Here is a 25,771-nt window from a genome sequence, read left to right on the forward strand (position 1 = left end):
CGAAAGTCCCGGTCGTCGGGGTGCATCTCGCCGCTGCGAGGGACAGCGGACCGAGAGCGGACCCATCCGCACGATTATCGCGTCGCATTCTCGTTCCTCGATGACTCCTCGATACCGACCTGGGAGCCGTCCTGCCATCACGTCGGCAAGCGACTCGGGCCGCGGCAGGCCGTCTCAAGGCCGTTCGCCCCCTCATGATGGTCAGACACCATATGCCGTCATCAGGTCTGAATCGGATTCACCGACCAGGAACCTGCGCCCAGCGACGACACCCGGATCTTCCGCAACTCATCGATCACCTCCCGACCAGGTACCGTTCCCCGGTGCTTCACCAGGTGCGCGAGAACCGACAGGAGGTGGTCCGGCTCCAGAAACCGGGCTCGTGATCCCTGCGTCCCCAGCAGCCCGAAGGCTCCGGGGCGGCGGTCCCGCACGACGACCAAGACACGGTCCTCCGCGACCGCGACAACCATTTCTCCGGTCAGTTCGGTTGCCGGCACAAGAACCTTGAGTGACTCCGCTCCATCGGCACTCCAAACGGACGAAAGATACTGGCCCTCGTGTACGGCCGCCTCGGCTGTGATACCCAGCCAGCCCACCAGCTCACACAATGTGGCCAAATACGGCCGAGATCCGACTGCCTGCTCGAGCTCGCCTGATATGTCGTCGAAGTATGTACCGTCGCCATCCGGGACAGGCACGCTTGCCCACTCCCGGGTCAAGCGCTCACGGTGCTGGCGCTCCTGATCGACACGATTATCGATTATTCGCCTGGCATGCTCCCGTTCAGCGGCACTCAGCCCGTCACCGAGTTGCACGGCATCGACCAGCTTCGACAGGGGGACCATCTGATGTTCCTCCGGGATGTTCGCCAGCTTCGCCAGACGCTCGCGATGAAGCCCAGAAATCCGCATTCGGGATACCTTCGCCAACCAGACGGGCAGCCCGGATTCCACCTGCTGAGCGATCATCTGCATCCGACCGGAATGATCGACCCCGTCATCGGTGACACTGATCTCGGCTGCGGCGCGCAGGTAGCCGGCCATCTGTTCGCACAGCTGCTCGATATCCGAATAGTGCAGCGGAACCGACGGAGCGCTGGGCCTCCCTCTGTCCGGCTCCTCTTCAGAGCGGATGGTCCCCGAGAAGCGCTGTTTCATCTCGGCAAACCGCACACCGTTCATCCACTCGTAAGCAACAAGCGCGCGCAACAGCGCATTCACGCCATCGAGTGGTGCACCTTCCTCATTGCTCACCAGTAGATTGCGCAGCTCGTCCGAGACCACGGCGTTACAAGGATCGAGCAATCGCTCCGGCAGTCGCGCTCCCTCAGCCGCAACCCAATCGACACATGCTTCCCGCTGCGTGTCCGACTCGGCGCAATGCGCTAACGCCATGGATTGCACCGCCTCCTTGAGGGACGGCATGTGCCGGCTCGAACCTTTGCCGGGAAGCGACACCCAGGTCGTCACTTTCCGAATGGATCGCGCCTGGCACGCATGCCACAGGAGATCTATGGTGCCCGATCCACTACGCGCCCGCTCCGCCAGGCGCAGTAGTTCCGGCGCGTCGTCTAGTTCGAGACCGGAGCGCCCGACCGCGTGCCCTACCGGCGTAAGCTTCAGCCTCGTCCCCGCGCCGGGGATGGTGCTACTTGCAACCTCTTCGATCATTCCGCGAGTTTGCAGATTTGCCAGGATATCCTCGGGCGTCGGCAATGCCGGATGTTCCGGTTCATAACTGATCAACAGATTTTCTAGTATTACCTTAACCCTGCTCACCCATTGAATTCTGGGCCGACCCCAATCATCTTGGCAGAGCACCTGCAACACCAGACCGCTGATCGCGTCGGCATCCCGATACTGCGACTGAACCTTTGACGACCGCTCCTTGCTCTTGACGAATCGTTGAAAAACCCCTCTGAGACTCGACAAAGCGTCCACCTCAGCAGAGGACAAACCGTCGACCTGCTGGAGCTCTCGATCGGACGGAACCAGAATGTAGAATGTCCCCCTCGCCGCAGTGCCCTTTCCACGACGGCCAGCCCGTCCGCCTTTGTTGTCGAGATCTGCGGGCAACAGGACCTGCCGGACACCATCCGTGGCCGTCCCGGTGAGCCCAGTTATGCTGGTGGCGATAACAGTATCGGCCGGTAGGTTCAGGCCGACCGCCAGGGTGTCCGTGGCCACCAGGACACGCAACAGCCCGTCCTCCGCACGGAATTCCTCTTCCAGCATCCGGCGCAATGGGGGCGCCAGTGCTGCGGTGTGAAATGCGACGCCGGTTCGCATTCCCCGAATTACCTCATCATAGTCGGGAATATCCGACGTTCGAAGCCGCGAGTAGAGGTTCTCCGCTTCATCTCGATCTGCCGACAATGAACTTTTGTATCGTCCGACCATCCACGGTGACCCCCTCTGTAGGCGACCGCCGGTCGAATACTCCAAGACCTTTCTGATCGCCTCCGCCAGCTGCTTCGCTGCGGTCCTGGTCGGTACGAAACAGATAATTCTCCTGGAGTTGTCCTCGCTGAGCATACTCAGGACCAGAGTGACAGCCAGCTCGGCGGTCGAGAGAGTTCCTTGGAGGCCGTCCAGACCTTTCGACAGTGGCTGCGCATATCGTTTGCGCAGTTCCGACAGCTCGTGCGGCTCCTCCTGCTCGGGCTCAGGGGCGGCGTCCCCGGGCATGCTCAACAAATGAGCGTCACGCTGAATCAGCCAGTTCTTCTGATCGACGACATAGGTGTCGAGCGGAACCGGACGGTTGTTGCTCGTAGGCGTGTAGACGGTACGGCCACGACCGAGCCACGCCGCTAGGGCCGTACCCGCCTCTGGTGTGAGCGCGGCGGACAAACCCATCAAGGCGGGTTGCTCGTCACCGATACGGAGCTTGATCAAGGTCAGGAGCGCCTCGAGCTTCGCCGCCCGTTCACTCCGCTCGGTCAGCATCTGCAGCTCGTCCACCACAACGAGGCCGGCCCCCTCCAGGGGGTTCAAGCAGTTCACGAGGTAGACGCCCAGTTTTTCGTAAATGGCGACTGCGATGCTGTAGTAGCCTCCTGAAACTGGACGATCACTCTCCGGGTGATCACGCGAGACACCATAGACCTGGAGTTTCTTCAGCGGTTCGCGGCTCCCCAACCAGCTATTCCATTCCGTTTCCTCCTGCGCCACCAGCGCTTTGGTAGGCAGGAGCATCATCGCGGATTTTCCATCGTTGAGCACCATAGTCATCCCGGCACGTGCGATTGTGGTCTTTCCGCTGTTCGTCACGGCATATACCAAGGCAACGCCACGATTATCGATAACCGACCGACAGACCCCTATGAGTTCTCGCTGGAACTTGTCCAGCCGATCCCATGGACCGAGACGCTCTTCCCACAGTGACATAATTGCATCTTTTCGGTCCTGCTGCTTGGAGCCGGGAAGCAACTTGCTGTACTCCGGGCTTCCCCGGACGGTGCCTTCTCCGCCGACACTGTGGACCACGTCGGTCAATACTTCGCCGCTAATGGCTTCGAATATGGAATCAGGATTGGACTGAACCGTCATAGCCTCCCTCGCTTCTGACGGCGATTCAGTTAGTGATTCCAGCGCTTCTCCATGATCGACATACTTGACCCACAGATTATTTATTCTATCGTTGTAGCGACGTCGCTTGCGAACCGTTTCAACAACCATGCGAAAATCCCACGGCACCGCCCCATCCTCGGCGGTCTGCCTGAAACTGTCCCAGAAGTCTCTTGAATTAGAGGCATTTGGAATGTCTTCAGGCGGAAAATTCAGATCTCGCGCAAAACTCCGACGTGATTCTTCACTTCCATAGAGCACACTCAGTTCGTCACGCAACGTTTCCCAGTCGTCCTGATCCAGGTCCCATCGAGAAGAACCACCACCACGATCGGACCGACCCTGTTCCAAACGCTCCGAGGGTGTCATTCCGTAACCTCCATGGCACTAACCTCCTCAGGCAGAACAATGAGATCCGTCCGCACAGACCGACATAGATCCGCAGTGTTCACCGTGTCTTGAGCGGCGATTCGTGCGACGCTACGTAGAGTTCGGACGTCCATGTCGGCCGCCTCGACCAGTTCGCGATAGAAGGCCCCAGCGAATAGCGCTGAACAACCAGCATCAAGCTGACCCCGGTGCGCGATGACCACATCGGCGAGCCCGACGAACAGTTCGGCGACTTCAGAACTCTCACACGACCGCAAGAGGATTGCCCGCAGACGATGCCCGTGGAAATCAGCCGCCAACCGCAGGGTTTCGGCAAGGTCTTCGGCAGGTAGCTGATGGGAAAGCCCGTCAGCGTTCTCCAGGAGAAGAACGCCGCCGCCGCCGTGACAGGCCAGGTGCAAAATGTCCGGTTGCTCTCGCCGTAGCACCACAAGGTCCGACGGAGCGGTCGCCGTGCAGAGGACCAAGTCCCAGTGAGGAGGCAGAGCTGCACGGATTTCACGCATCTCAGCCTGCACACCCACTGGCGACCGCTCCCCGGGTTCCGCGCCCAGGACCATCACCTTGAAGCCGCGATCGGAGCGCGAGCCACGTGCGGGTCGCTCCCGTCTTCCCTCCGCCCCGCTGGACCTGGCTGCGCCGCCATATCGCGCTTGGAGTCGAATAACGTCACTGTTGTACGGAAATCGCGCCGCAACGGCCGATAGCAATTCGCGGAATCCCCAGTCGACAACGCCGCCTTCAGCAGACAGCCGGAACTCCTGCCAGAAGTCCATCGGTGTTGTCGCATAGGGTAATTCCCCGTCTGGAAACCCGAGCTGGACCGCGAGCTGCCTGCGGCGGATCTCGGTTCCGTACTGAGCGCAGAGCACACGACACAATGCCGACCAGTCTTCGCCCTCGATGTCCCAGGGCGTCGCCGCGCCACGTTGGTCGACTCGTTGATCGGATTTCCCAAAATCGTTCACAATGTCGCCTCGAGTCGAAGCGGGTTCGGAAGCTGCCGGGTAAAGCGCCGCAGTATCGGCATCTTCACCCCGGCGGTCACGGTAAAGTTCGCGTCTGTGATAGCCCCAGCGGCGGTGCGGACGACCAAGTCGAGGCGATGACACCCGAAGAGGTCATGCGACCGGGTTCGGCGGAATTCCCAGGCGGGCACGGCGCCTTGTAGTCCCAATGCTTCGACATACGGTTGACTTGACGTGTATTTGATGGTTTTCCCGATTTCACCGAGCGATGCGTCAGCCCCCAGAATAGACAGCTGTGGCCCGAAGCGGCGGACCTGACTGATTTCCACAGGGTCCAGCACCCGCATCGGCGCCATCGCGTGCGCGATCGGGTTAGGAAATTCAGGTTCAGACTTCAGCGACAGGGAAATGCGAGTGAATTCGAGCGGCGCTCGGTTATAGACGGGTAGAAAGGTGACGGACACCCAGACCAAATAGTAATCGTATTGATCGGTCTCCAGCTCCGAGATCAGTAGCTCACGAGACTGCAAGCCCAAAACAGTAGCGTTCAGGCGACGGATGCCCGGGCCGTTGAGCGCGATCCTACCGGAGAGTGGTTGCGGTCGTTCGCCGTCGTCTGCACCGCGCGTCGAGTCGTCGGGCAACAACACCAGGTCCTGAGTAGGCAACACATCTTCGGGCAGCTCGATCATCCGTCACCTCATCAGATACGCACGCGCGCTCACACAGGGCGGACCCGAAACACACTGTCTCCCTGCGCAAATTATCTAGCCAAGGCTACCGGTCGATGAGAAAACCGACGAGTCGATCGGCGAATAATTCCCGCGTGCTGGTTTTCAGGTTCCTTCTGGCACTGGTGAATTGATTAGCTAAACTTCGAATATTGTAGCCAGGCAGTACGTTACGTCCTCCGATCTCCCGAGTACCTGCTATCCCACTACATCGGGTGGTGCCTTGACGCAGGAGCACCTGAGGCCTCCGGCCTCAGCACAGGGGATCGACGAAAATCTGCCATCGACACGAGGTCGACGGCCTGAGGTGAATCGCGCTGCGGTCGGCGGCTCGGTTCGCTGCGGCGTTCAGGTTTGCCGCGATACCGGTTGGCGGACCGTAGATGCCGAATGCACGCCACAAGCCCAACACTGTGCCGAGTGACCCAGCGCGCGTCGCCACGGTCGATCGCTACCTTTCTTGGTCAGGGCCGAAGAGGTCGGCGACCGGGGTTTGGGCGTCGACGGCGACGCCGAGGTCGGCCAGGGTGACGGCGATCGTGTTGACGATCCAGCGTTGTAGGACGCGTGACAGTTCGTCGGCGGTGAGTGGTTGCATGCCGCGGCTGAGCCAACGGTTGACCGAGTTGTCGACCATGCCGACGAGACCGAAGGCCAAGGGCTCGGCGACTTCGGTTGTCCCGCCGTGGCGGGCGATGCTGATCGCGAAAAGTCGTGAGGTCTGCACGGCGACGGCTGTGCGTGCGTCGGAGACCGACGGGGAGCTGCCGACGACCCGTTTCGAACCGGCGGCCAGGAACCGGTGCAGGTGAGGATTGGTGACGATCCAGCCGATATAGGTTTCCACCGCCCTGGTGACCGCGTCGCCGACGGTGCCCTCCGGGTTGAGGACGGGGGTCAGCCGTGTCATCAATTCGGAGATGATGCGGATGCGGACCTGTTCGTCGAGGTCGTCGCGGTCGCCGAAGAGGCGATAGACCACCGAGCGTGGGACGCCTGCGCGTGCGGCGATGTCCTTGACGCCGACCCGCGCGCCGTCCTCGCGGATGGCGACGACGGCGGCGGCCAGGATCTGGTCACGTCGTTCGGCCTTGTGCCCGTCCCACCGCTGCGATCGACCATCGGACGAGGTAGCGGGCGCGGCGGATTCCAGATTCGGCACAGTCGGACCCTACACCGCGAGGTCGGACGTGGATTTGCCCGCGAACAGGGCATCGACGCAGCGCGGGTGCTGCCCGGCCGTCACGTGATGACAGCCGGACAGCAGACCGATCGGCATGGTTACGCGCTCGGCGCCGCGTCGCGCGGCAGCCCGAGCATGCGCTCGCCGATGACATTGAGCTGCACCTCGGTCGTGCCACCGTAGATGGTGGTGGCGCGACCGGCGATGAGCTGTTCCATCGCGTGATCGCTACGCTCGCCCGGCACCGAGACGACACCGGCGACACCGAGTTCGGCGACGATGAACTCCGAGATCGCCTGTCCCAGACCCATACCGAGCAGCTTGCCGACGCTCGAGGTGGTGGAGACATCGATGCCGGACAGCTGCTTGAGCACCACCCGGGAACCGATCACGTCCACCGCCCGGCTCTCGGCCATCAGCTCGCCCACCCGGTAGCGGGCCACGGGCGACAGATCGCGGCCGATCGCGAACCGCAGCAGGTCGGTGTCGGTGGCGTAGGCCTCCATCTTCTGGCTCAGCGCCACCCGCTCGCCCGCCAGGGTCGTGCGGGCCACGTGCCAGCCGTCGTCGACGGCGCCGACCACGTTCTCGTCCGGGATGAACACGTCGTCGAGGAACACCTCGTTGAACAGCGCCGAACCGGTCATCTCCCGCAGCGGACGCACCGTGATGCCCGGGCTCGACATGTCGAGCACGAAATAGGTGATGCCCTCGTGCTTCGGCTTGTCCGGGCTGGTGCGGGCGATCAGCATCGCCCACTGCGCGAACTGCGCGACCGTGGTCCAGATCTTCTGGCCGGTGACGCGCCAGCCACCGTCGACCTTGACGGCCTTCGTGGTCAGGCTCGCCAGGTCGGATCCGGCGCCCGGTTCGCTGAACAACTGACACCACACGAGCTCACCGCGCAGCGTCGGCACGACAAGTTCACGCTTCTGCCGCTCGTCACCGTGCGGGACGATGGCGCCGACCGCCCAGGTGCCCATCAGCAACTGCGGCATCGCGATACCGGAGGCCTTGATCTCCTGCGAGATCACCACCTGCTCGAGCGGCGAGGCCGAGCGGCCGTACGGGCGGGGCAGGTGTGGCAGGTTCCAGCCGCCGTCGCCGAGGGCGACGAGCTGGTCGTCCTCGTCGTCGATGGCCGCGATCTCGGCCAGTTCGGCCCGGATGCCCGCCCGGATCTGCTCTGCTTCCTCGGGCAGTTCCAGTTCGTTCGAGAGGGTGACACCCGACAAGGCGTACCCCGCGACCGCCTCGGCCCGTTCGTCGCGCCCACCCAGCTGACCGCGCAACGCGAGCGCGCGCCGGTAATACAGGTGCGCGTCGTGTTCCCAGGTGAAGCCGATGCCACCGTGCACCTGGATGCAGTCCTGGGCCACCTCGACGGCGGCGTCGGGAATGATCAGCGCGGCGATCGCGGCCGCGTAGTCGGCGGTGTCGTCATCGCGGTCGAGAGCGTACGCGGCGTCCCACAGCACGGCGCGCGCCTTCTCGAGCGCGATACCCATGTGCGCGCACTTGTGCTTCACACCTTGGAACTGCCCGATCGGACGACCGAACTGCACGCGGGTCTTGGCGTACTCCGCCGCGGTCGAGACACACCACGACATCACGCCGACGGCCTCGGCGCCGAGCACGACCGCCGCCACCGAGCGCACCCGGGTCGAGGTCACCGTGAGCACCCGCTCGGCGGGCACCTCGACGGCGTCCGCCTGCAACCGCCCGGCACCGCGCAGCACGTCGACGTTGTCCTGGGTGCTCACGCTCAGCTCGACATTGTCGAACGCGACCCACTGCCGGTCACCGTCGACGGTGACCGGCGCGATGAGCACATCCGCCGACAACGCCCCGACGACACCGTCGGCCGTCCCGTCGACGATCAGCACGCCGTCGCGCAGCACACCGGTCAGCGACGACGACAGCGCGACCGCACCGGTCCGCGAGCCGTCGGCGAGACCGGGCAGCTGGGCACGCGCCCACGCTCCCCCGTCCTGTGCGAGCACCGCGCTCGCCAGTGCCGTCGGCACGAACGGTCCGGTGTGCAGGCCGCGGCCGAGCGGCTCGAGGGCGACGGCCAGCGTCAGCAGGCCCGCGCCCTGTCCACCGAGGTCCTCGGCGATGTGCAGGCTGAGCAGATCCTGCGCGACGAGGGAGTCCCAGTAGGGCAGCTTCCCGGCGTCGGTGGATTCTACTGCCGCACGGACGGTTTCGCTGGTGATGGTGCGCTCGACGAATCCGCTCACCGCGTCGGCGAGGGCCAGGTGGTCCTCGCTCACGCCGACGCCGAGCTCATAGCTGTTGCGCGCCATGGCTAGCTGGTCTCCTTCAGCTGCGCGGCGACACCGTCGATCGTCCACGGGCCGTCGGTCTCGACGGTTCGCACGTCGTGCCAGCCGCCGAGTTCGATGATGGCGCCGCCCTGCACCGCGAACACCTTGCCGGTGAGCGGGCAGTCGGCCTCGGCCAGGTGCGCGACCAGCGGGGAGATGTTGGCCGGGGAGAACGGGTCGAACTCGCCCTCGGGCACCTCGGCGGCGAACAGCGCGCCCATGCCGGGGGTGGCCAGGGTGAGCCGGGTGCGGGCGATCGGGGCGATCGCGTTCACCCGCACGCCGTAGCGCTCGAGCTCGTCGGCGGCGACCAGCGTCAGCGCGGCGATGCCCGCCTTGGCGGCGCCGTAGTTGCCCTGGCCCGCGTTGGGCATGAAGGTGCCCGACGCCGACGCGGTGTTGATCACCGACGCCGAGACCGGGTTACCGGCCTTGGTCTGCGCCTTCCAGTACGCGGCGGCGTGGTGCAGGGTGGCGGCGTGGCCCTTGAGGTGCACGGCGATGACCGCGTCCCACTGGGATTCCTCCATGCTCGCGATGAACGCGTCGCGCAGGATGCCCGCGTTGTTCACCAGTACGTCGAGCGAGCCGTACTCGCTGACCGCCTGGTCGACAAGGGCTTTCGCACCCTCCCAGGTGGCGATGTTGTCGGTGTTGGCCACGGCCTGCCCGCCCGCGGCGACGATCTCGTCGACCACCTGCTGGGCGGGCCCGGCATCGGTGCCGGTGCCGTCGTTGGCGCCACCCAGATCGTTGACCACGACCTTGGCACCCTCGCGGGCGAACAGCAGCGCGTGTTCGCGACCGATACCGCGACCGGCACCGGTGATCACCGCGACGCGACCATCAAGCTTTCCCATAAGTCTTGTCTCCTAATTGAATTCGACGCGGCCGTCGGTGATGGCGATCTGCCCCGCAGCTTCGGTCTCGAAGGCGTAGGCGCGCACACCGGAGTCGGCGGACCCGGTCGGCCAGAAGGTGGTGGTGATCTCCTGGCCCGGCAGGACGGGCTTGGCGAAGCGCACGGCGAGTCGGCGCAGGCGCGCGGTCTCGCTGTCGGCGAGTTCGGTCAGCGCCGCCCAGGACGTGAAGGCCATGGTGCACAGGCCGTGGTTGATGATGCCGGGCAGCCCCGCCATCTGCGCGATCTCGTCATCGAGGTGGATCGGCATCGGATCGCCGGAGGCCGGCGAGTACCGGAAGGTCTGATCCTTGTCGATCTGCGCGGTGACCTGCGCGGCAGGCTCGCCCGCGCGGTCGGCGTCGGTGATGCGGTGCTCGGGCGCTGCCTCACCTTCGCCAGGGCCCGCGTCCACCTTGCGGAAGAACGCGGTCATCCACTGCTCGTTGACGAGTTCGCCTGCCGCGTCGCGGGTTTCGGCGTAGACGACGACGGTGGACCCGTTGGGCTTGCCGACGTACCCGATCGGCTTGGCCCGCACGACCAGTTCGTCGCCGGGCCGGATCGGGCGGTGGAACAGAAAGTCCTGCTCACCGTGGACCAGCTTCATCAGCAATTCCACCGGCGCCACCGACAGCGCGGCGGGCGCCATCGACGTGAACACCGGAACCACCGCGAACACCGGCGGCGCGACTTCGCCGTTGCGGTGGGCCGCGATCGGATCATTGGTCGCGGCAGCGTATTCGGCGATCCGCTCGGCGGTGACCGAGAAACGCTCCTCGTCGGTCCATTCCCCCAGGCCGGAGCCGTCGAAGACGACTCCGGCCGTGGTCGCGTCGGCGCTGCTCACGCCGCGGACCCGACGAGCTCGGTGAACTTGGCCATCGACTCCTTCAGATCCGCCTCGGCGTTCTTGGCGACGGCCTTGCCGATCGGGCCGACGATCATGGTGCCCTTGAACGAGGCGTCGAAGGCGGCGGAGGAACCGGTGGCGGTCGGCTCGACCTTCAGCGCGAATTCCACGGTGACACCCGCCATGCCGGTACCGGTGATCTTGAGGTACTTGTTCGGGTCGACCTCGGCCACCGTCCACTCGATCTTGTTGGCCATGTTCATCACCGACACGACCTCGATGAAGCGCGCGCCTGCGGTCAGCTCGGCGGGCAGGTCCGAACGCCAGCCCTGGTGGATGGTCAGCCACTCCTCCCAGTTCGCCAGGTCGCTCAGCCGCGCCCAGGCCTGCTCGGGGGTGACGGGAAGGTCGGTGGAAACAGTCACAGATGCCATGGGGGTTACTCCTCGTTGAGATTGGTGGCGGAAATCAGCGGTTGACCGGGCGGTAGGCGGTGACTACGACCGCGCCACCGAGACCGATGTTGTGTTGCAGGGCGATACGCGCTCCGTCGACCTGACGGGCGTCGGCGGTGCCGCGCAGCTGCCAGGTGAGTTCGCTGCACTGGGCGAGACCGGTCGCGCCGAGCGGGTGACCCTTCGAGATGAGGCCACCGGAGGGGTTGACGACCCACTTGCCGCCGTAGGTGGTGGCGTTGTCGTCGACGAGACGCCCGCCTTCGCCCGCGGCGCAGAGGCCGAGCGCTTCGTAGGTGAGCAGTTCATTGGTGGAGAAGCAGTCGTGCAGCTCGATCACGTCGACGTCCTCGGGCCCGATCCCGGCCTGGGCGTAGACCGCTTCGGCGGCGGTGCGCGACATGTCGGCGCCGACCAGGTTGATCGCGCTCTTGGTGGAGAACGTGGTCTCGAGGTCGGTGACCATCGACTGCCCGACCATCTCGATCGCCCGGTCGGCCAGGTTGTGCTTGTCGACGAAGGCCTCGCTCGCCAGGATCACCGCGCCCGAACCGTCGGAGGTCGGCGAGCACTGCAGCTTGGTGAGCGGGCCGTAGATCTGCTTGGCGGCCAGCACTTCTTCCAGGCTGTATTCCTTCTGGAACTGCGCGTAGGGGTTGTTCACCGAGTGCTTGTGGTTCTTCACGCCGATCTTGGCGAACTGCTCGGCGGTGGTGCCGTAACGCTCCATGTGCTCTTTGCCCGCGGCGCCGAACATGTACGGCGCGGGCGGCATGGCGAACTCCTGCAGTTCGGCCAGCGCCAGCAGGTGCCGCATCATCGGCTGCTCGCGGTCGTCGTAGGTGGAGCCGAGCGAGCCCTTCTGCATCTTCTCGAAGCCGAGCGCCAGGGTGCAGTCGGCCAGGCCGCCGCGGATCGCCTGGGCGGCGAGGTAGAGCGCGGTCGAGCCGGTGGAACAGTTGTTGTTGACGTTGACCACCGGGATGCCGGTCATGCCCAGTTCGTAAACAGCGCGCTGTCCGGCGGTCGACTCGCCGTAGACGTAACCGACATAGGCCTGCTGGACCTGGTTGTAGTCGATTCCGGCATCGGCGAGCGCCTTGGTGCCCGCCTCGCGGGCCATGTCCGGGTAATCCCACTCCAGCGCGCCCGGCTTCTCGAACTTCGTCATGCCGACGCCGACGACGAACACCTTCTGTGTCATGTACGCACTCCTGTGTGTCGCGTATCCCAAGTACGTGGGACTACGTGTACCAGGAAGGTATATTGGACATCGTGTCCCAGTCAATACCTGGAAGTCCGGGAATTTGCCGGTCACGCGGATGTGCGCACCACGGAAAGTTGCGACCCATCGCGTAAGTGAGACACGATGTCCAGGTCAGCGCAGGCATAGTGATGGAGGGAAGACGATGGTCGGATGGGGCACCGCGGTGCGCAACATCGGCGCCTTGTTCCGGGAGGGGATAGAGCCCTACACCCCGACACCGTCGGTCGACGTGTACAACCACCCCCACCGGCGGCTGCGGTGCTATCGCCGCACCACACCGGCCGTCGGCAAGCCGATCCTGCTTGTCCCGCCGCTGGCGGTCACGATCTCGTGCTACGACCTGCGGCCCGACCAGAGCCTTGTCGAGTTCCTCCTCGGCCTCGGCCGTGCGGTGTACGTCATCGACTACGGCGAGATCACCTACGCCGACCGTGATCTCGGCTTCGAGGAGTGGGTCGACGACATCGTGCCCGACGCGATCCGCCGGGTCAGCGCCGAGCACGGCTACGCCCCGGTCGAGGTGATCGGCTGGTCGTTCGGCGGCACCATCAGCCTGTTGACCACCGCGGCCGACCCCGAACTCCCCGTCGCGTCGGTGACCGCGGTCGGTACCCCGTTCGACCAGCGACGCAACGGGCCGATGTCGCTGGCCAGGTCGCTCGGCCGCCTCGCACCGACCAAGATCGTCACCACGCCGGTGCGCCTACTCGGCGGCATCCCGAAACAGGCCGTTCGGATCGGTTTCCGCGCCCAATCGCTCGACCGCGAGCTGACCAAACCGCTCTACATCGCGCGCCATGCCAACGACCCCGAATCCCTTGCCAGAATGCAGGCCGTCGACCGATTCATGGACACGATGCCGGGCTACCCGGCGCGCTTCTACTCGCAGGTGTACCGCCAGCTGATCATCCGCAACGAAATGTGGACCCGCACGGTGCATCTCAACGCCCAACACGCCGTCGACCTGACCGCGATCACCGTCCCGGTACTGCTGATCGGCGGAAACCGCGACACCCTCGCCTCCGCCGCGTCGGTAGCCGCCGGAGTCGATGTCCTCACCGGAGCCCCCGTCACCTTCGTCGAGGTCGACGGCAGCCACCTCGGCATCATCGCCGGCCCCGACGCCCGCACCACCAGCTGGGCCGCGATCGCCGACTTCCTCGCCGACACCACCGTCGAGACGGACGAACTCTTGGCACGGAGTGCCACCGCACACTGACGGTCCGGCCACGAGTGCCCGCGATGAGACGGACCGATGCCGTGTCAAGTGTGGGCGACAGGTAATCTTGCCCCCCATGTGGATCATTCTCGCCATCTCTGTGGTCAGCTCGGTCGCCATCGCGATCCTGTTCGCGACGGGTTTCCCCAAGGACTGACAACGATCGGCGAACAACGCCGTTTTCGTCCTGATTCAGGGTTCTGCCGCCTAGAGTTGACTGATTGTGCGGGGCAATGCGGAGGGGGACGCGGGGATTGTTCTCGCGGTGCGCCGACGCAGGTGCCGACGGCGCACACCAGGTACCGCCGGGGTGTATTGGACCCTGGTGCGGGCGGGTTTCAAGAGACAGGCGCAGTACAAGCTGGCGATGTTCGCCGGGCTGTTCACCAACTGCATCTTCGGATTCGTCCGTGCCGCGGTGATGGTCGCGGCCGTGCGATCGGCCGGGGATTTCGGCGGGTACGACGAGGCGACCATCGCCGCGTACGTGTGGTTGTCGCAGGCCCTGCTCGGGGCGACGCAGTTCATGGGTCCGCCGATCGATCTGGTCGAGCGGATCAAGACCGGTGACGTCGCCATCGATTTCCTGCGCCCGGTCGACGTGCAGCTCGGCTACCTCGCCACCGATATGGGCCGGGCGGCGTGCACGTTCCTCCCCCGCGCGGTGCCGAGCATCCTGATCGGTGCGACGATCTTCGGCCTGTCGATGCCGGACTCACCGCAGGCCTACCTGCTCGGCCTGCTGAGCGTGCTGCTCGCGGTCGCGCTGTCGTTCCTGTGCTTGTTCGCGGTCGCGCTGTGCGGTTTCTGGGTGGTGGAGATCCGGGGCATCCGCATGCTGTACCAGATCGTCGGCACATTCCTCGCGGGCCTTTTCGTACCGGTCCACATGTTTCCCGAGTGGTTGCGTCTGATCGCGCACGCTACCCCGTTTCCCTCCATCCTCCAGTCCCCGATCGATACGCTGTCAGGGCGGGTCGTCGGAATGGAAGCCTTGTCGGTCGTTGCGGGACAAGGTTTCTGGGTACTGGTGATCGGACTGCTCGGCAGGGTGTTGTTGCGAGCGGGACAACGCAGGTTGGAGGTACAGGGTGGCTGAACCGGAGACCGCACGCATTGTGTCCGGGACCTGGTTCACCCCCTACCTCGCAGTATTGCGTTCGCGTGTCAAAGCACAGCGGGTCTACCGGGTTTCGTTCGCCACCGAGGTGTTCAGCGCGTTCCTGATCGGGCTGGTGGAATTCGCTGAGGTGTGGGTGATCTTCCACAACGTCGGCACCCTCGGCGGCCTCGACGTCGACGCGGCACTGTTGCTGTTCGGCCTGTCCAACACCGCTTTCGCACTCGCCCAGGTCCTGGTCGGCCACCTCGACTCGCTCCCGGCGATGATCCGCATGGGCACCCTCGACGCGTATCACCTTCGCCCGCAACCACTCCTGCTCCAGCTGATCACCAGCGACATCTCGCTGCGTCGCATCGCCAGGGCAGCTGTCGCGGTGATCGTGCTCGGCATCGGGCTGTGGCGCAACGAAATCGACTGGGGCATCGTCCCGGTTACCTTGATCGTGATCACCCTGCTGAGTGGAATCGCGCTGTTCTGTGGCCTTTTCGTATGCGCGGCGGGGCTACAGTTCTTTTTGATAGACGGTGCCGAGCTCACCAACAGCTTCACCTACGGCGGCTCGTTCGCCGCGATGCAGCCGGCCTCGGTGTTCCCGACACCGCTGAAACTGTTGTTCGGGTTCGCGATTCCGGTCGCGTTCACGGCGTACGTGCCGACCATCGCGCTGCTCGGTCTGCAGGGTCCGCCGCTGCTGCCCGCGTGGTCGGCATGGCTCACCCCACTGGCCGCCGCCTGGGTGTGGTTGCTCGCGGCGGCGGCATGGCGGGTCGGGACGAGGCACTATCAGGGAGGAGGCGGATAACGATGGACCACAACGCCACATCGGATCCGATCATCGACATCGACGACCTCACCCGGCAGTTCAGCGTGTACCGCAAGAACGGCAGCCGCTGGCGCAGACATCGCGACATCATCACCGCCGTCGACCGGATGAGTTTCCGGGTCGAACGCGGCTCGGCCGTTGGCTATATCGGCGCCAACGGCGCGGGCAAGTCGACCACGATCAAAATGCTCACCGGCATCCTCGTCCCCACCAAGGGGACGGTTCGCACGTGCGGTCTCGAACCCGTGCGCCAGCGGCGGGAACTGGCCTCGCGCATCGGTGTGGTGTTCGGGCAGCGGTCGCAGCTGTGGTGGGATCTGCCGCTGCACGAATCGTTTTCGATCCTCGCCGCGATCCACCGGCTCGATCCGGAGGTCGCGGGCAAGCGGACACACGAGCTCGTCGAGCAATTGGAGATGGCCGACACCCTCGACACGCCGGTGCGTCAGCTCTCGCTCGGTCAGCGGATGCGCGCCGAGGTGGCCGCCGCCCTGCTGCATTCGCCGGAGCTGGTGATTCTCGACGAGCCGACGATCGGTCTCGATGTGTTGTCCAAGCAGCGATTACGCGAGTTCCTGCGTGCCGAACGCATGGAGCGCGGAACCACTTTGCTCCTCACCACCCACGACATGGGCGATATCGAACGACTCTGCGAGCGGGTGCTCGTAGTCGATCACGGCACCCTCGTCTACGACGGTTCGCTCACCGGCCTCGGCGCCACCGTCGGCGCGCGCAGGGTGCTCGTCGTCGACCTGGCCGAGCCGACACCGGATCTCGACGATCTGCCGTGCGGTGCGCAATTGCTGTCGAGCGCGGCGGGCGGTATGCGTCAGCGCCTGGCCTTCGACGCCGAACACACCACCGCCGCGGCGTTGCTCGCGGCGGTCTCGGATCGGGCCAAGGTGCGCGATCTGTCCATCGAGGAACCGGGCATCGAGGACGTGGTGCGCCGAATCTACGAGTCTGCGCGCTGAATTCAAGCGTTCGGGTTACCGGAGTACATACTCACCTCGCCGCCTTCGCCGATGAAGGCGTTGACCAGCATGATCCGCTGCGCGCGCAACTCGTCGGCGTCGGGGGCGCTGGTGGTGATGGCGATCTGCGGGATGGCGGCCCAGTTCACCACGTAGCGCTGCGGTGGTCCTTCGTCGTCGGACAGCCGGGCGAGCCGGAATACCGACACCGCACGGCGTTCCATCAGGTCGCGGACCACATCGGCGATTCGCTGCGGGTCTTCCAGCGCGAAGAGAAAGCCGAAGGTCAGCTCGGGCGAGGACACGTAAGCCGGCACATCTACCGAGGCTAGTGCATACACGGGTCTTGTCGCCGGTGAGATTGCCGTGAATGTGCCGCAGTGGTTTTCCCGGTCACCGCCAGGTGACCCGCCCGTCATCGGCACATAACAATTTCTGCCGACCCGGAGTTTTGTACACCATACTATTGCGCGTCGATCCCGGATCGCGCTTTCCTGAAAGGGTCCCGATATTTCCCGGGCCGTCATCCTCACCGCAGCGTCGCGGAATACGTCGGCGCCTGGGCGGGGCTACGCCGGTGCCGGGGCGCGTCCCGGCGATTTCCTCGGCCCCGGCGTATCCACCCTCGCGAGCTTTTCCAGGGGCGTGCACCATGCCGATCGACTCCGGCCACCTGACACAACCACCGTCACCGTCGGCCTTGTTACGGGCATTCGTCCGGCCGATCGATCGGAACCGGCCCCGTCACCGGGTACTCGACGCGGCCGCCGCCCTCGCCGAATGCCACGCACGCAGGCGCGCGGTGATCGAGGAGGCCCGCGACCCGGCCGTCTCGAGCGCGCGGATCCTGCGCCAGATCGACGAGATCGACCGCGAACGCGCCACCCAGATGGCGCTCATCGATAACTGGGTCGCCACCAACCTGGCCCATCGCGCGGGCGCCTCGCTGCACACCGAGACCCTCGGCGCGGTGATCGACCGGATGGCACGAAAATGGATCGCCGCCCAGCATGCGCTGGACGGCGATCCGGAGGGTCGTACCCATCTGCACTGGTCCCGGCTGGCCGAACTGGCCGACGGCTACCGCGATCTCATCACCGATGTGATCGAGCACCGGCGCCGGTTGCCGGTGTGGTGATCAGTGCTGTTCGGGAACCGGCTTCGGCGAGACCACCTCGGCCTCGTCGACGATCTCGGCCTCGGTGACGGGCTGCTCGGGCGCCCGCACCTCGTCGTCGGAGGCCGGTTCGGCCGCGGCCGCGTCGCGACGAGCCGCGGCGGCCGCTTCCTTCATCTCGATCGCGTCGGTGATGAACTCACCGATCTCCCGAGCCACTCCCGCGACGGTCCCGGTGATGAGTGCGGCGATATTGCCCACCCGCTGCGCACCGGAGGTCGTCAATTCCTGGACGAGATCCTTGTTGGTTTCGAATTTGCCGACCATTACACGCCCACTTCGGTTGCCTTCCGATTACGCATAACGATAACACCGGGCTTGGGCGCCCTCTTGATGATGTTGTCGGGCAGCGCGAGCTGGAAGATCTTGACCCACACCGAGCCGATCTGCTTGGAGAAACGGCCGGTGTTGTAGGGCAGACCGTACTTCTCGCACAGCGCCTTCACCTCGGGCGCCATTTCCGGGTACCGGTTGGCCGGGATATCCGGGAACAGGTGGTGCTCGATCTGGTGCGAGAGGTTGCCCGACATGATGTGGAACAGTCGCGAGCCGTTGATGTTGGCCGAGCCGAGCATCTGGCGCACGTACCACTCACCACGGGTTTCCTCCGCGGTCTCCTCCTTGGTGAACGTCTGCACGCCCGCCGGGAAGTGACCGCAGAAGATGATGGAGAAGGTCCACAGGTTGCGCATCAGGTTCGCGGCCGCGTTGCCCGCCAGGGTGTGCAGGAACAGCGGGCCGGTCAGCGCCGGGAACACCACGTAGTCCTTGAGGACCTGCCTGCCCGCCTTCTTGAACTGCCCCTTGAGCAGCGGCTTGAGGTCCGACCACTTGCGCTTGCCCTTGATGATGTTGTCGGCCTCGAGGTCGTGCACCATCACGCCCCACTCGAACAGCACCATCAGCAGGAAGGCGTAGACGGGGTTACCCAGGTAGTAGGGGTTCCACTTCTGGCCCTCGTCGATACGCAGGATGCCGTAACCGATGTCGCGGTCCATGTCGTGGATGTTGGTGTAGGTGTGGTGCATGTAGTTGTGCGAGTGCTTCCACTGATCGGCCGGGCACACGGTGTCCCAGTCGAATTCGCGGGAGTTCACGCCGCGCTCACGCATCCAGTCGTACTGGCCGTGCATCACGTTGTGGCCGATTTCCATGTTGTCGAGAATCTTCGACGCGCCGAGCGCGGCGACGCCGGCCAGCCAGAACGGCGGGAGGAAGCCGAGGTACATCAGACCGCGTCCTGCCACCTCGAGACCACGCTGGGTCTTGATGATCTTGTAGATGTATTCGCGGTCGCGTTCGCCGAGGTCGGCGACGACGCGGGCACGCAGGTCGTCGAGCGCCTTGCCGAGCTCTTCGACCTGGTCGGGGGTCAGGATGACCGGGCCGTCTGCGGTTTCGGTGAGGATCGTCATAGCAGTATCTCCCCTGGGTTGTTTCGCGGTGATCGGTTGACTAGAGGGCGATGTCGACGTCGCCGACGGGTGCGTTCACGCAGATCTGGATCTGCTTGTCGGGGTCGGCGTCGAGTTCGCCGGTGCGCAGGTTGCGGGTGCAGCCGGACACCTTGGTCGCGGTGCAGGAGAAGCAGATCCCCATGCGGCAGCCGTATTCCGGGGTGAGCCCGGCCGATTCGGCCTGTTCGAGCAGCGAGGAACCGTTGTTCTCGGCGGCGACATCGCTGCCGGAGAAGGTGACGGTGCCGGTGGCCTCGGACGGGTCGAGCGGAACGGTGGTGAGGGTGAACTCCTCGCTGTGCACCCGATCGGCGAGACCCTCGGCCTCGAAGATGTTCTTCACGGCGTTCATCAGCGGCGGCGGACCACACACGAAGGTCTGCGCGTCGGCGAACCAGGGCGCCACGCGCTCGAGCTCGTCGTAGTCGAAAAAGCCGCTGCCGGTGGAGGTCTCACCGTTGACGACCGTGCCCGGCTCCACCGGGAAGCGGTATTCCACCCGGAAGTTGGGACGCCGGTTGGCGATCGCGGCCAGCTCCGCGCGGTGCGGAATCATCTCCGGCTGACGCGCGTAGTGCAGGAAGGTGACCTCACCGGTGTAGGCCTCGGCGTCGAGGGTGCGCAGCATCGACAGCACCGGGGTGATGCCGCTGCCGCCACTGATGAGCAGCACCTTCGCGGGCCGCTGCTCGGGCAGCGCGAATACGCCGCTCGCCGGCTCGAGGTTGACGACCATGCCCGGTTCGGCGTGATCGTGTAGGTAGTTGGAGACCAGCCCGCCGGGGTGTGCCTTGACGGTGAGCTGCAGGAAACGGTCGCTGCCGCCCTCGGGGTCGATGGGCGAATAGCAGCGGACGTGGCGCACGCCGTCGATCAGCACCCCGATCTGGATGTACTGCCCGGCCTTGTGTCCACGCCAGCGGCGCGATGTACGCAGGGTCAGCGTCACCGAGCCGGGCACCGCGCGAGATACATGGGTGACCTCGGCACGCAGTTCCCGCGCGGTCAGCGCCGGGCTGACGAGTTCGAGGTACCGGTCCAGCGGATGCGGCGTCGTCAACGTCTGCACCAGGTCGATCAGTCCCACCATGTGTGTTGCCCCTCTGCGGATGTTCCGTGGACGTGCTGGCGAAAATTTCAGTGCACGCCTGTACACTCACCAGTGTGCCGGATGAACCCGGCCTACTGTCAACCGGCAGCGATGTGAGCCGGACTACATTTCCAAGGAAGCGACTATGGTGAACGGATGTATGCTCACCGATGTGACTGAGCAGGCAGGAACCCGGAATGAGCGCAAAGCGCACACTCGGGCGGCTCTCCTCGACGGCACGCTGGCCCTGGCCGCGGAGCGCGGGTTCGCCGCACTGAGCCTGCGCGAGGTCGCACGCTCGGCCGGGATCGTGCCGACGGCGTTCTACCGCCACTTCGCGTCGCTGGACGATCTGGGCGCCACCCTCGTCGACGAGGGTGTCACCGCACTACGGCTGGCATTGCGCGAGGTCAGGCGCAAGCCCGACGCCCACCTCGCCGACACCGTGCGGTTCGTCTTCGACCAGGTCGCCGCCAAGCGCGCGCTGTTCGGATTCCTCCTGCGCGAACGGCACGGCGGTTCGGCACCACTGCGTCAGGCCATCGCGATGGAGATGCAGCTGATCGTGCGCGAGATCGTCGCGGACCTGTCGAGGTTGCGCGCGCTCGACTCGTGGAGCACAACAGAACTCGAGATCGCCGCGGATCTGCTGGTCAGCACCGTCACCGACGGCATCGGTTCCTTCGTGTCGGCGACGCCGCGCGAGGAGGCGGCGGTCGTGGAGCGCACGGTGATGCAGATGCGCTTGATCGCCTTGGGTATCGCCGCATGGCAAACCCGCCTCCCCGAAAATTAAGGCCAGACTCAGGTGCGGGGGACTTGGGTCGGCGGCCAGACACAGGTTCGTGGTTGCGTTTGTTCGTACCCGGTGAGTTACCCATGTTCTTGCGGATTTGCGGTTGAACCGGTTGGGAGTACAGATGTTCACAAATTGGAACGGGGGAAATCGGTGACGCTACACAGGTTTGGCGTCCTGGACGGTGTTCGGTGCACGGACCGGAAGTAGCACGAGTAGGCCGACGGTTAATACGACGAGCAGGCCGATGATTCCGGCGCGGTCGTTGTGGAAGGCCCAGGCGAACAGGCCGAACAGGGCGGGTGCGAGGAACGAGACCGCGCGGCCGGTGGTGGTGTACAGGCCGAACAGCTGACCCTCGCGGCCCGGCGGGGCGAGGCGGGCGAGGAACGATCGGGCCGAGGCCTGGGCGGGGCCGACGAAGACCGTCAGGGCCAGACCGAAGATCCAGAACATCAGCGAACCGGTCACCACCAGCAACACCGTGCCGCAGACGATCATCCCGATCAGTGAGCCGACGATCACACGCTTGGGTCCGAGCCGGTCGTCGAAGCGGCCCGCCGCGATCGCCGCCGCACCGGCCACCACGTTCGCGGCCACACCGAACAGCAGCACATCAGCATCCGCGAAGCCGTACACACCGACCGCCAGCACCGCGCCGAAGGTGAAAACCCCGGCCAGCCCGTCGCGGAAGATCGCGCTGGCCAGCAGGAACCACACGGTGTGCCGGTCGGTGCGCCACAGGTCGCGCACGTCACGCCACAGCACCCGGTAGGAGCCGAGGAATCCGACGCGGTCGGCGCCGGGATCGGCACCGGTGCGTGGCAGTTCGGGCACGGTGAACAGCACCGGCAGCGCGAACACCGTGAACCAGACGGCGGCGAGCACGATCACCAGGCGCACATTGAGGCCCTGATCGGTCGGCATGTCGAGCAGGCCGCGGCGGTCACCGTCACCGGCGAGGAAACCCGCGTAGCAGGCGAGCAGCAGCACGATGCCACCGAAATAGCCCATCGCCCAACCGAATCCGGACACCCGGCCGACCGTCGCAGGCGTCGACACCTGGCGCATCATCGCGTTGTAGGGCACCGTCGCCAATTCGAAGGTGGCCGAGGCGAATCCGAGCAGGGCGAGACCGAGCCACAGGTCGCGGTAGTCGGCGTGGACGAAGAACATCAGCGCCATCGCACCGACGGTGAGCGCGGTCAGCGTGGCCAGCGCGCGCTTGCGGGAGCCGACCGCGTCGAAGTACTGCCCGCACACCGGTGCCGTCAGCGCGACCACCAGACCCGCACCCGCCAGCGCCCAACCGAGCCACGCGCTCGCGGAGATCGTTCCCGGCAGATCCTTGCCGACCTTGTCGGTGAGATACACCGAGAACACGAAGGTGAGCGTCACGGCCTGGAACGCCGAGGACCCCCAGTCCCACAATCCCCACGCCATCACCTGTCCACGTCCGGCCGCCTCGCCGATGGTCGCGGACGCGCTCACCTCGGTCATGCACCGAGCGTAACGGCGTGTTCGGCGCCCGGCAGGGCATCGATGATCCGCCACGCCGTCAATCAATATGAACCTGGTTGCATAGAACCGTTGGTTGCGCATATCCTCGTCGCATGGCACTCGAGCACGCGCTCCTGGTCTCGCTGAGCGAGCGAGCAGGCTCCGGGTATGAACTCGCCCGCCGGTTCGACAAGTCGATCGGCTACTTCTGGAGTGCCACCCACCAGCAGATCTACCGCGTGCTCAAGCGGATGGAGGAAGCCGGCTGGGTCACCGTGGAATCGGTCGCCCAGCAGGGCAAACCCGACAAGAAGGTGTACTCGGTCGCCCCCGCGGGAGCCGAGGAACTGGCCCGCTGGATCGCCGAACCCGCCGAATCGGTGCCCACCCGCGACGAACTCGGCGTCAAGGTGCGTGGCGCCGCGCACGGCGATATCGACGCCGTCTGCGCCGAGGTGGCCCGCCATCGCGCCGAACACGCGCAACGCCTCGAGGAGTACCAGCTCAGCGAGAAAAAATTCTTTCCGGCGCCGGACCAGCTCTCCGGCACCGCTCTGCACCAGTACCTGGTGCTGCGCGCGGGTATCCGCGCGGAGACCGGTTACGTCGAATGGTGCGACGAAGTACTGCAGGCCCTGCGACCGCGAAAAGGTGACCATCGCCCATGACTGCCTATCCCCATCTGTTCGAGCCCCTCGACCTCGGCCACACCACCCTGCGTAACCGGGTGGTCATGGGCTCCATGCACACCGGCCTCGAAGACCGCGCCTGGGACACCAACAAGCTCGCCACCTACTTCGCCGAACGCGCACGCGGCGGTGTCGGGCTCATCATCACCGGCGGGTACGCACCCAACCGCACCGGCTGGCTGCTGCCGTTCGGCGGCAAGCTCACCACCAAGACCGAGGCCTACCGGCACCGGCGCATCACCAAGGCGGTGCACGACGAGGGCGGCAAGATCGCCATCCAGATCCTGCACGCCGGTCGCTATTCCTATATGCCGACCAGCGTTTCGGCCTCGGCGATCAAGTCGGCGATCAACCCGTTCAAGCCGCGCGCACTGTCGGCCAAGGGCATCGAACGCACCATCGACGACTACGCCCGCTGCGCCGGGCTGGCCAAGTTCGCCGGGTACGACGGTTGCGAGATCATGGGCGGTGAAGGGTATTTCATCAACCAGTTCCTCGCGCCACGGGTGAACAAGCGCACCGACAAGTGGGGCGGCACCCCGGAGAACCGGCGGCGGCTGCCGGTGGAGATCGCCCGCCGCATCCGCGCCGAAGTTGGCCCCGATTTCATCATCGTGTTCCGGTTGTCGATGGCCGAGCTCGTGGAGAAGGGCCAGACCTTCGACGAGATCGTCGCGCTGGCACAGGAATTGGAGGCCGTCGGTGTCGACATCCTCAACACCGACATCGGCTGGCACGAGGCGCGGGTGCCGACCATCGTCACTTCGGTGCCGCGTGGGGCGTTCGTGGAGTTCACCGCCAAGATCGCCCGCAAGGTGAACATCCCGGTGTGCGCATCGAACCGGATCAACATGCCCGAGATCGCCGAGGAGATCCTCACCCGGGGCGACGCGGCCCTGATCTCACTCGCACGCCCGCTGCTCGCCGACCCCGAGTGGGCGAACAAGGCACGCGGTGACCGCGCCGACGAGATCAACACCTGCATCGCCTGCAACCAGGCCTGCCTCGACCACGCCTTCGGCAACAAGAAGGTGTCGTGCCTGGTGAACCCGCGTGCGGGCAGCGAGACCACCCTCAACCTGCTGCCCACCCGGCGCACCAAGCGCATCGCGGTGGTCGGCGCGGGCCCCGCAGGCCTCTCGGCCGCGGTGAACCTCGCCGAGCGCGGCCACCACGTCGACCTGTTCGAGGCCGACGACAAGATCGGCGGCCAGTTCGACATCGCCCGCCGCATCCCCGGCAAGGAGGAGTTCGACGAGTCGATCCGCTACTTCCGCCGCAAGATCGAGCTCACCGGCGTGCGACTGCACCTCGAAAAGCGCGTCGATGCGACCGAACTCATCGACGGCGGCTACGACTCGGTCGTCCTGGCCACCGGCGTGCGTCCCCGCATCCCCAACATCCCCGGCATCGACCATCCGATGGTCCTGTCGTACGCCGAACTGGTGAAGCAGGAGAAGCCGGTCGGCAAGAAGGTCGCGGTGATCGGCGCGGGCGGTATCGGCTACGACGTGAGCGAATACCTCACCGTCGACGGACATCCCACGCTCAAGCTCGACGAGTGGAAGGAAGAGTGGGGCGTCGACTCCGACAACGAGCAGGTTCCCGGCCAGCTCAAGAAGCCCAACCCGTCCCCCGCCGCCCGCGACGTCGTTCTGCTGCAACGCAAGTCGACTCCGTTCGGCAAGGATCTCGGCAAGACGTCCGGGTGGGTCCACCGTGCTGCGCTCAAGGCCAAGGGTGTCGAGCAGATCGGTGGGGTGAATTACGAGCGCATCGATGATGCCGGGCTGCACATCAGCTTCGGGGAGAAGCGGGAGAATCCGCGGGTTCTCGAGGTGGACAACGTGATCGTTTGTGCCGGGCAGGAATCGGTGCGTGAGCTCGAGGAACCGTTGCGGGCGGCCGGGGTCGAGTTGCATCTCATCGGTGGGGCGGAATTGGCTGCTGAGCTCGATGCTAAGCGGGCCATCGACCAGGGGACTCGGTTGGCTGCCCGTCTCTAGACTCGGTCGTCCGACGCGACGGACGATCGTTCGCAGCGCCCCCATTCACCGAACTCGCATCCGGTGGGTGGGGGTGTTGTCTTTTGGTTGGGAGGTTGCCTGGGAGTTTGGGGGGTGGTCGGCTCTTTTTGGATTGCGCCCAAATGGTGCTGGCTGTGTTTGTTGGAGCGCTGGCGCGCTCGAGCGCGGCCCCTGAGGGGCCGCGGGGGGGGGGGGGGGGGCTGGGGCGGGGCGGCGGCCGGGCCGCGGGAGGGGGAGGGGGCGGGA

General features: G+C 65.4%; 22 protein-coding genes. 8 read left to right on the forward strand and 14 right to left on the reverse strand.

Features of this window, described 5'->3' with window-relative positions:
• Positions 1 to 221: 221 nt before the first annotated feature.
• From AB0F86_RS23775 to AB0F86_RS23815, 9 genes are all read right to left on the reverse strand, one after another.
• Positions 222 to 3,941 (reverse strand): DEAD/DEAH box helicase, encoded by a 3,720-nt coding sequence (locus AB0F86_RS23775; protein WP_356985201.1) that lies wholly within the window; start codon positions 3,939 to 3,941, stop codon positions 222 to 224.
• Positions 3,938 to 4,930: an effector-associated domain EAD1-containing protein gene (locus AB0F86_RS23780; protein ID WP_356985202.1), complete on the reverse strand. Its 993-nt coding sequence runs from the start codon at positions 4,928 to 4,930 to the stop codon at positions 3,938 to 3,940. Before AB0F86_RS23780 ends, AB0F86_RS23775 begins: the two co-directional genes overlap by 4 nt.
• Positions 4,927 to 5,622: a hypothetical protein gene (locus AB0F86_RS23785; RefSeq protein WP_356985203.1), complete on the reverse strand. Its 696-nt coding sequence runs from the start codon at positions 5,620 to 5,622 to the stop codon at positions 4,927 to 4,929. The genes AB0F86_RS23780 and AB0F86_RS23785 overlap by 4 nt, the downstream gene beginning before the upstream one ends.
• 490 nt (positions 5,623 to 6,112) lie before the next feature.
• Positions 6,113 to 6,823 carry a TetR/AcrR family transcriptional regulator gene (locus tag AB0F86_RS23790; RefSeq protein WP_356985204.1) on the reverse strand — a complete coding sequence of 237 codons (711 nt, stop codon included), beginning with the start codon at positions 6,821 to 6,823 and terminating at the stop codon, positions 6,113 to 6,115.
• Positions 6,824 to 6,942: 119 nt separating this feature from the next.
• The gene (locus tag AB0F86_RS23795; protein WP_356985205.1) at positions 6,943 to 9,153 is read right to left on the reverse strand and encodes an acyl-CoA dehydrogenase; all 2,211 of its coding nucleotides are present in this window, start codon (positions 9,151 to 9,153) and stop codon (positions 6,943 to 6,945) included.
• 2 nt (positions 9,154 to 9,155) lie between these two features.
• Positions 9,156 to 10,034, reverse strand: a complete 879-nt coding sequence (locus AB0F86_RS23800; protein ID WP_225280971.1) for an SDR family oxidoreductase — start codon at positions 10,032 to 10,034, stop codon at positions 9,156 to 9,158.
• Between the two features lie 12 nt (positions 10,035 to 10,046).
• Positions 10,047 to 10,925, reverse strand: coding sequence for a MaoC/PaaZ C-terminal domain-containing protein (locus AB0F86_RS23805; protein ID WP_067486119.1), 879 nt, complete (start codon positions 10,923 to 10,925; stop codon positions 10,047 to 10,049).
• Positions 10,922 to 11,362, reverse strand: a complete 441-nt coding sequence (locus AB0F86_RS23810) for an SRPBCC family protein (RefSeq protein ID WP_181697885.1) — start codon at positions 11,360 to 11,362, stop codon at positions 10,922 to 10,924. Before AB0F86_RS23810 ends, AB0F86_RS23805 begins: the two co-directional genes overlap by 4 nt.
• A 34-nt stretch (positions 11,363 to 11,396) precedes the next feature.
• On the reverse strand, positions 11,397 to 12,587 hold the full coding sequence (locus tag AB0F86_RS23815; protein WP_356985206.1) for a lipid-transfer protein: 1,191 nt from the start codon (positions 12,585 to 12,587) through the stop codon (positions 11,397 to 11,399).
• A 205-nt stretch (positions 12,588 to 12,792) separates the two neighbouring features.
• Here AB0F86_RS23815 and AB0F86_RS23820 point away from each other — a divergent pair, with 205 nt between their 5' ends.
• The 4 genes from AB0F86_RS23820 to AB0F86_RS23835 all read left to right on the forward strand — a co-directional run bounded on the left by AB0F86_RS23820 (position 12,793) and on the right by AB0F86_RS23835 (position 16,789).
• The gene (locus AB0F86_RS23820; RefSeq protein ID WP_356985207.1) at positions 12,793 to 13,869 is read left to right on the forward strand and encodes an alpha/beta fold hydrolase; all 1,077 of its coding nucleotides are present in this window, start codon (positions 12,793 to 12,795) and stop codon (positions 13,867 to 13,869) included.
• 310 nt (positions 13,870 to 14,179) lie between these two features.
• Positions 14,180 to 14,968 (forward strand): ABC-2 family transporter protein, encoded by a 789-nt coding sequence (locus tag AB0F86_RS23825; protein ID WP_225280968.1) that lies wholly within the window; start codon positions 14,180 to 14,182, stop codon positions 14,966 to 14,968.
• Entirely contained in the window at positions 14,961 to 15,794 is an 834-nt protein-coding gene (locus AB0F86_RS23830; RefSeq protein ID WP_225280967.1) for an ABC-2 family transporter protein, read from the forward strand. The genes AB0F86_RS23825 and AB0F86_RS23830 overlap by 8 nt, the downstream gene beginning before the upstream one ends.
• 2 nt (positions 15,795 to 15,796) lie before the next feature.
• Positions 15,797 to 16,789 (forward strand): ATP-binding cassette domain-containing protein, encoded by a 993-nt coding sequence (locus AB0F86_RS23835; protein ID WP_181697881.1) that lies wholly within the window; start codon positions 15,797 to 15,799, stop codon positions 16,787 to 16,789.
• Between the two features lie 2 nt (positions 16,790 to 16,791).
• Here the strand turns inward: AB0F86_RS23835 and AB0F86_RS23840 are convergent, their stop codons facing one another.
• On the reverse strand, positions 16,792 to 17,106 hold the full coding sequence (locus AB0F86_RS23840) for a hypothetical protein (RefSeq protein ID WP_067642455.1): 315 nt from the start codon (positions 17,104 to 17,106) through the stop codon (positions 16,792 to 16,794).
• Between the two features lie 335 nt (positions 17,107 to 17,441).
• Here AB0F86_RS23840 and AB0F86_RS23845 point away from each other — a divergent pair, with 335 nt between their 5' ends.
• Complete coding sequence (locus AB0F86_RS23845) at positions 17,442 to 17,927, forward strand: DUF4254 domain-containing protein (protein WP_225280966.1); 486 nt, start codon at positions 17,442 to 17,444, stop codon at positions 17,925 to 17,927.
• Here the strand turns inward: AB0F86_RS23845 and AB0F86_RS23850 are convergent, their stop codons facing one another.
• Genes AB0F86_RS23850 through AB0F86_RS23860 form a run of 3 tightly spaced genes read right to left on the reverse strand, consistent with a single transcriptional unit; the run spans position 17,928 to position 20,513 of the window.
• Positions 17,928 to 18,233, reverse strand: coding sequence for a hypothetical protein (locus AB0F86_RS23850; protein WP_356985208.1), 306 nt, complete (start codon positions 18,231 to 18,233; stop codon positions 17,928 to 17,930).
• Positions 18,233 to 19,381 (reverse strand): acyl-CoA desaturase, encoded by a 1,149-nt coding sequence (locus AB0F86_RS23855; protein ID WP_225280965.1) that lies wholly within the window; start codon positions 19,379 to 19,381, stop codon positions 18,233 to 18,235. The genes AB0F86_RS23850 and AB0F86_RS23855 overlap by 1 nt, the downstream gene beginning before the upstream one ends.
• A 40-nt stretch (positions 19,382 to 19,421) precedes the next feature.
• Positions 19,422 to 20,513, reverse strand: coding sequence for a ferredoxin reductase (locus tag AB0F86_RS23860; RefSeq protein WP_181697877.1), 1,092 nt, complete (start codon positions 20,511 to 20,513; stop codon positions 19,422 to 19,424).
• 172 nt (positions 20,514 to 20,685) lie between these two features.
• On the opposite strand from AB0F86_RS23860, the gene AB0F86_RS23865 reads away from it, so the two are divergent.
• The gene (locus AB0F86_RS23865) at positions 20,686 to 21,309 is read left to right on the forward strand and encodes a TetR family transcriptional regulator (protein WP_225280964.1); all 624 of its coding nucleotides are present in this window, start codon (positions 20,686 to 20,688) and stop codon (positions 21,307 to 21,309) included.
• A gap of 159 nt (positions 21,310 to 21,468) precedes the next feature.
• On the opposite strand, the gene AB0F86_RS23870 is transcribed toward AB0F86_RS23865, so the two are convergent.
• Entirely contained in the window at positions 21,469 to 22,809 is a 1,341-nt protein-coding gene (locus tag AB0F86_RS23870) for an MFS transporter (RefSeq protein WP_181697875.1), read from the reverse strand.
• Between the two features lie 113 nt (positions 22,810 to 22,922).
• On the opposite strand from AB0F86_RS23870, the gene AB0F86_RS23875 reads away from it, so the two are divergent.
• Both AB0F86_RS23875 and AB0F86_RS23880 read left to right on the forward strand, forming a co-directional pair.
• The gene (locus AB0F86_RS23875; RefSeq protein ID WP_067642467.1) at positions 22,923 to 23,477 is read left to right on the forward strand and encodes a PadR family transcriptional regulator; all 555 of its coding nucleotides are present in this window, start codon (positions 22,923 to 22,925) and stop codon (positions 23,475 to 23,477) included.
• Entirely contained in the window at positions 23,474 to 25,504 is a 2,031-nt protein-coding gene (locus AB0F86_RS23880) for an NADPH-dependent 2,4-dienoyl-CoA reductase (RefSeq protein WP_356985209.1), read from the forward strand. The genes AB0F86_RS23875 and AB0F86_RS23880 overlap by 4 nt, the downstream gene beginning before the upstream one ends.
• Positions 25,505 to 25,771 lie beyond the last annotated feature (267 nt).

This window comes from Nocardia sp. NPDC023733, assembly GCF_040639775.1.
Classification (GTDB): domain Bacteria; phylum Actinomycetota; class Actinomycetes; order Mycobacteriales; family Mycobacteriaceae; genus Nocardia; species Nocardia rosealba.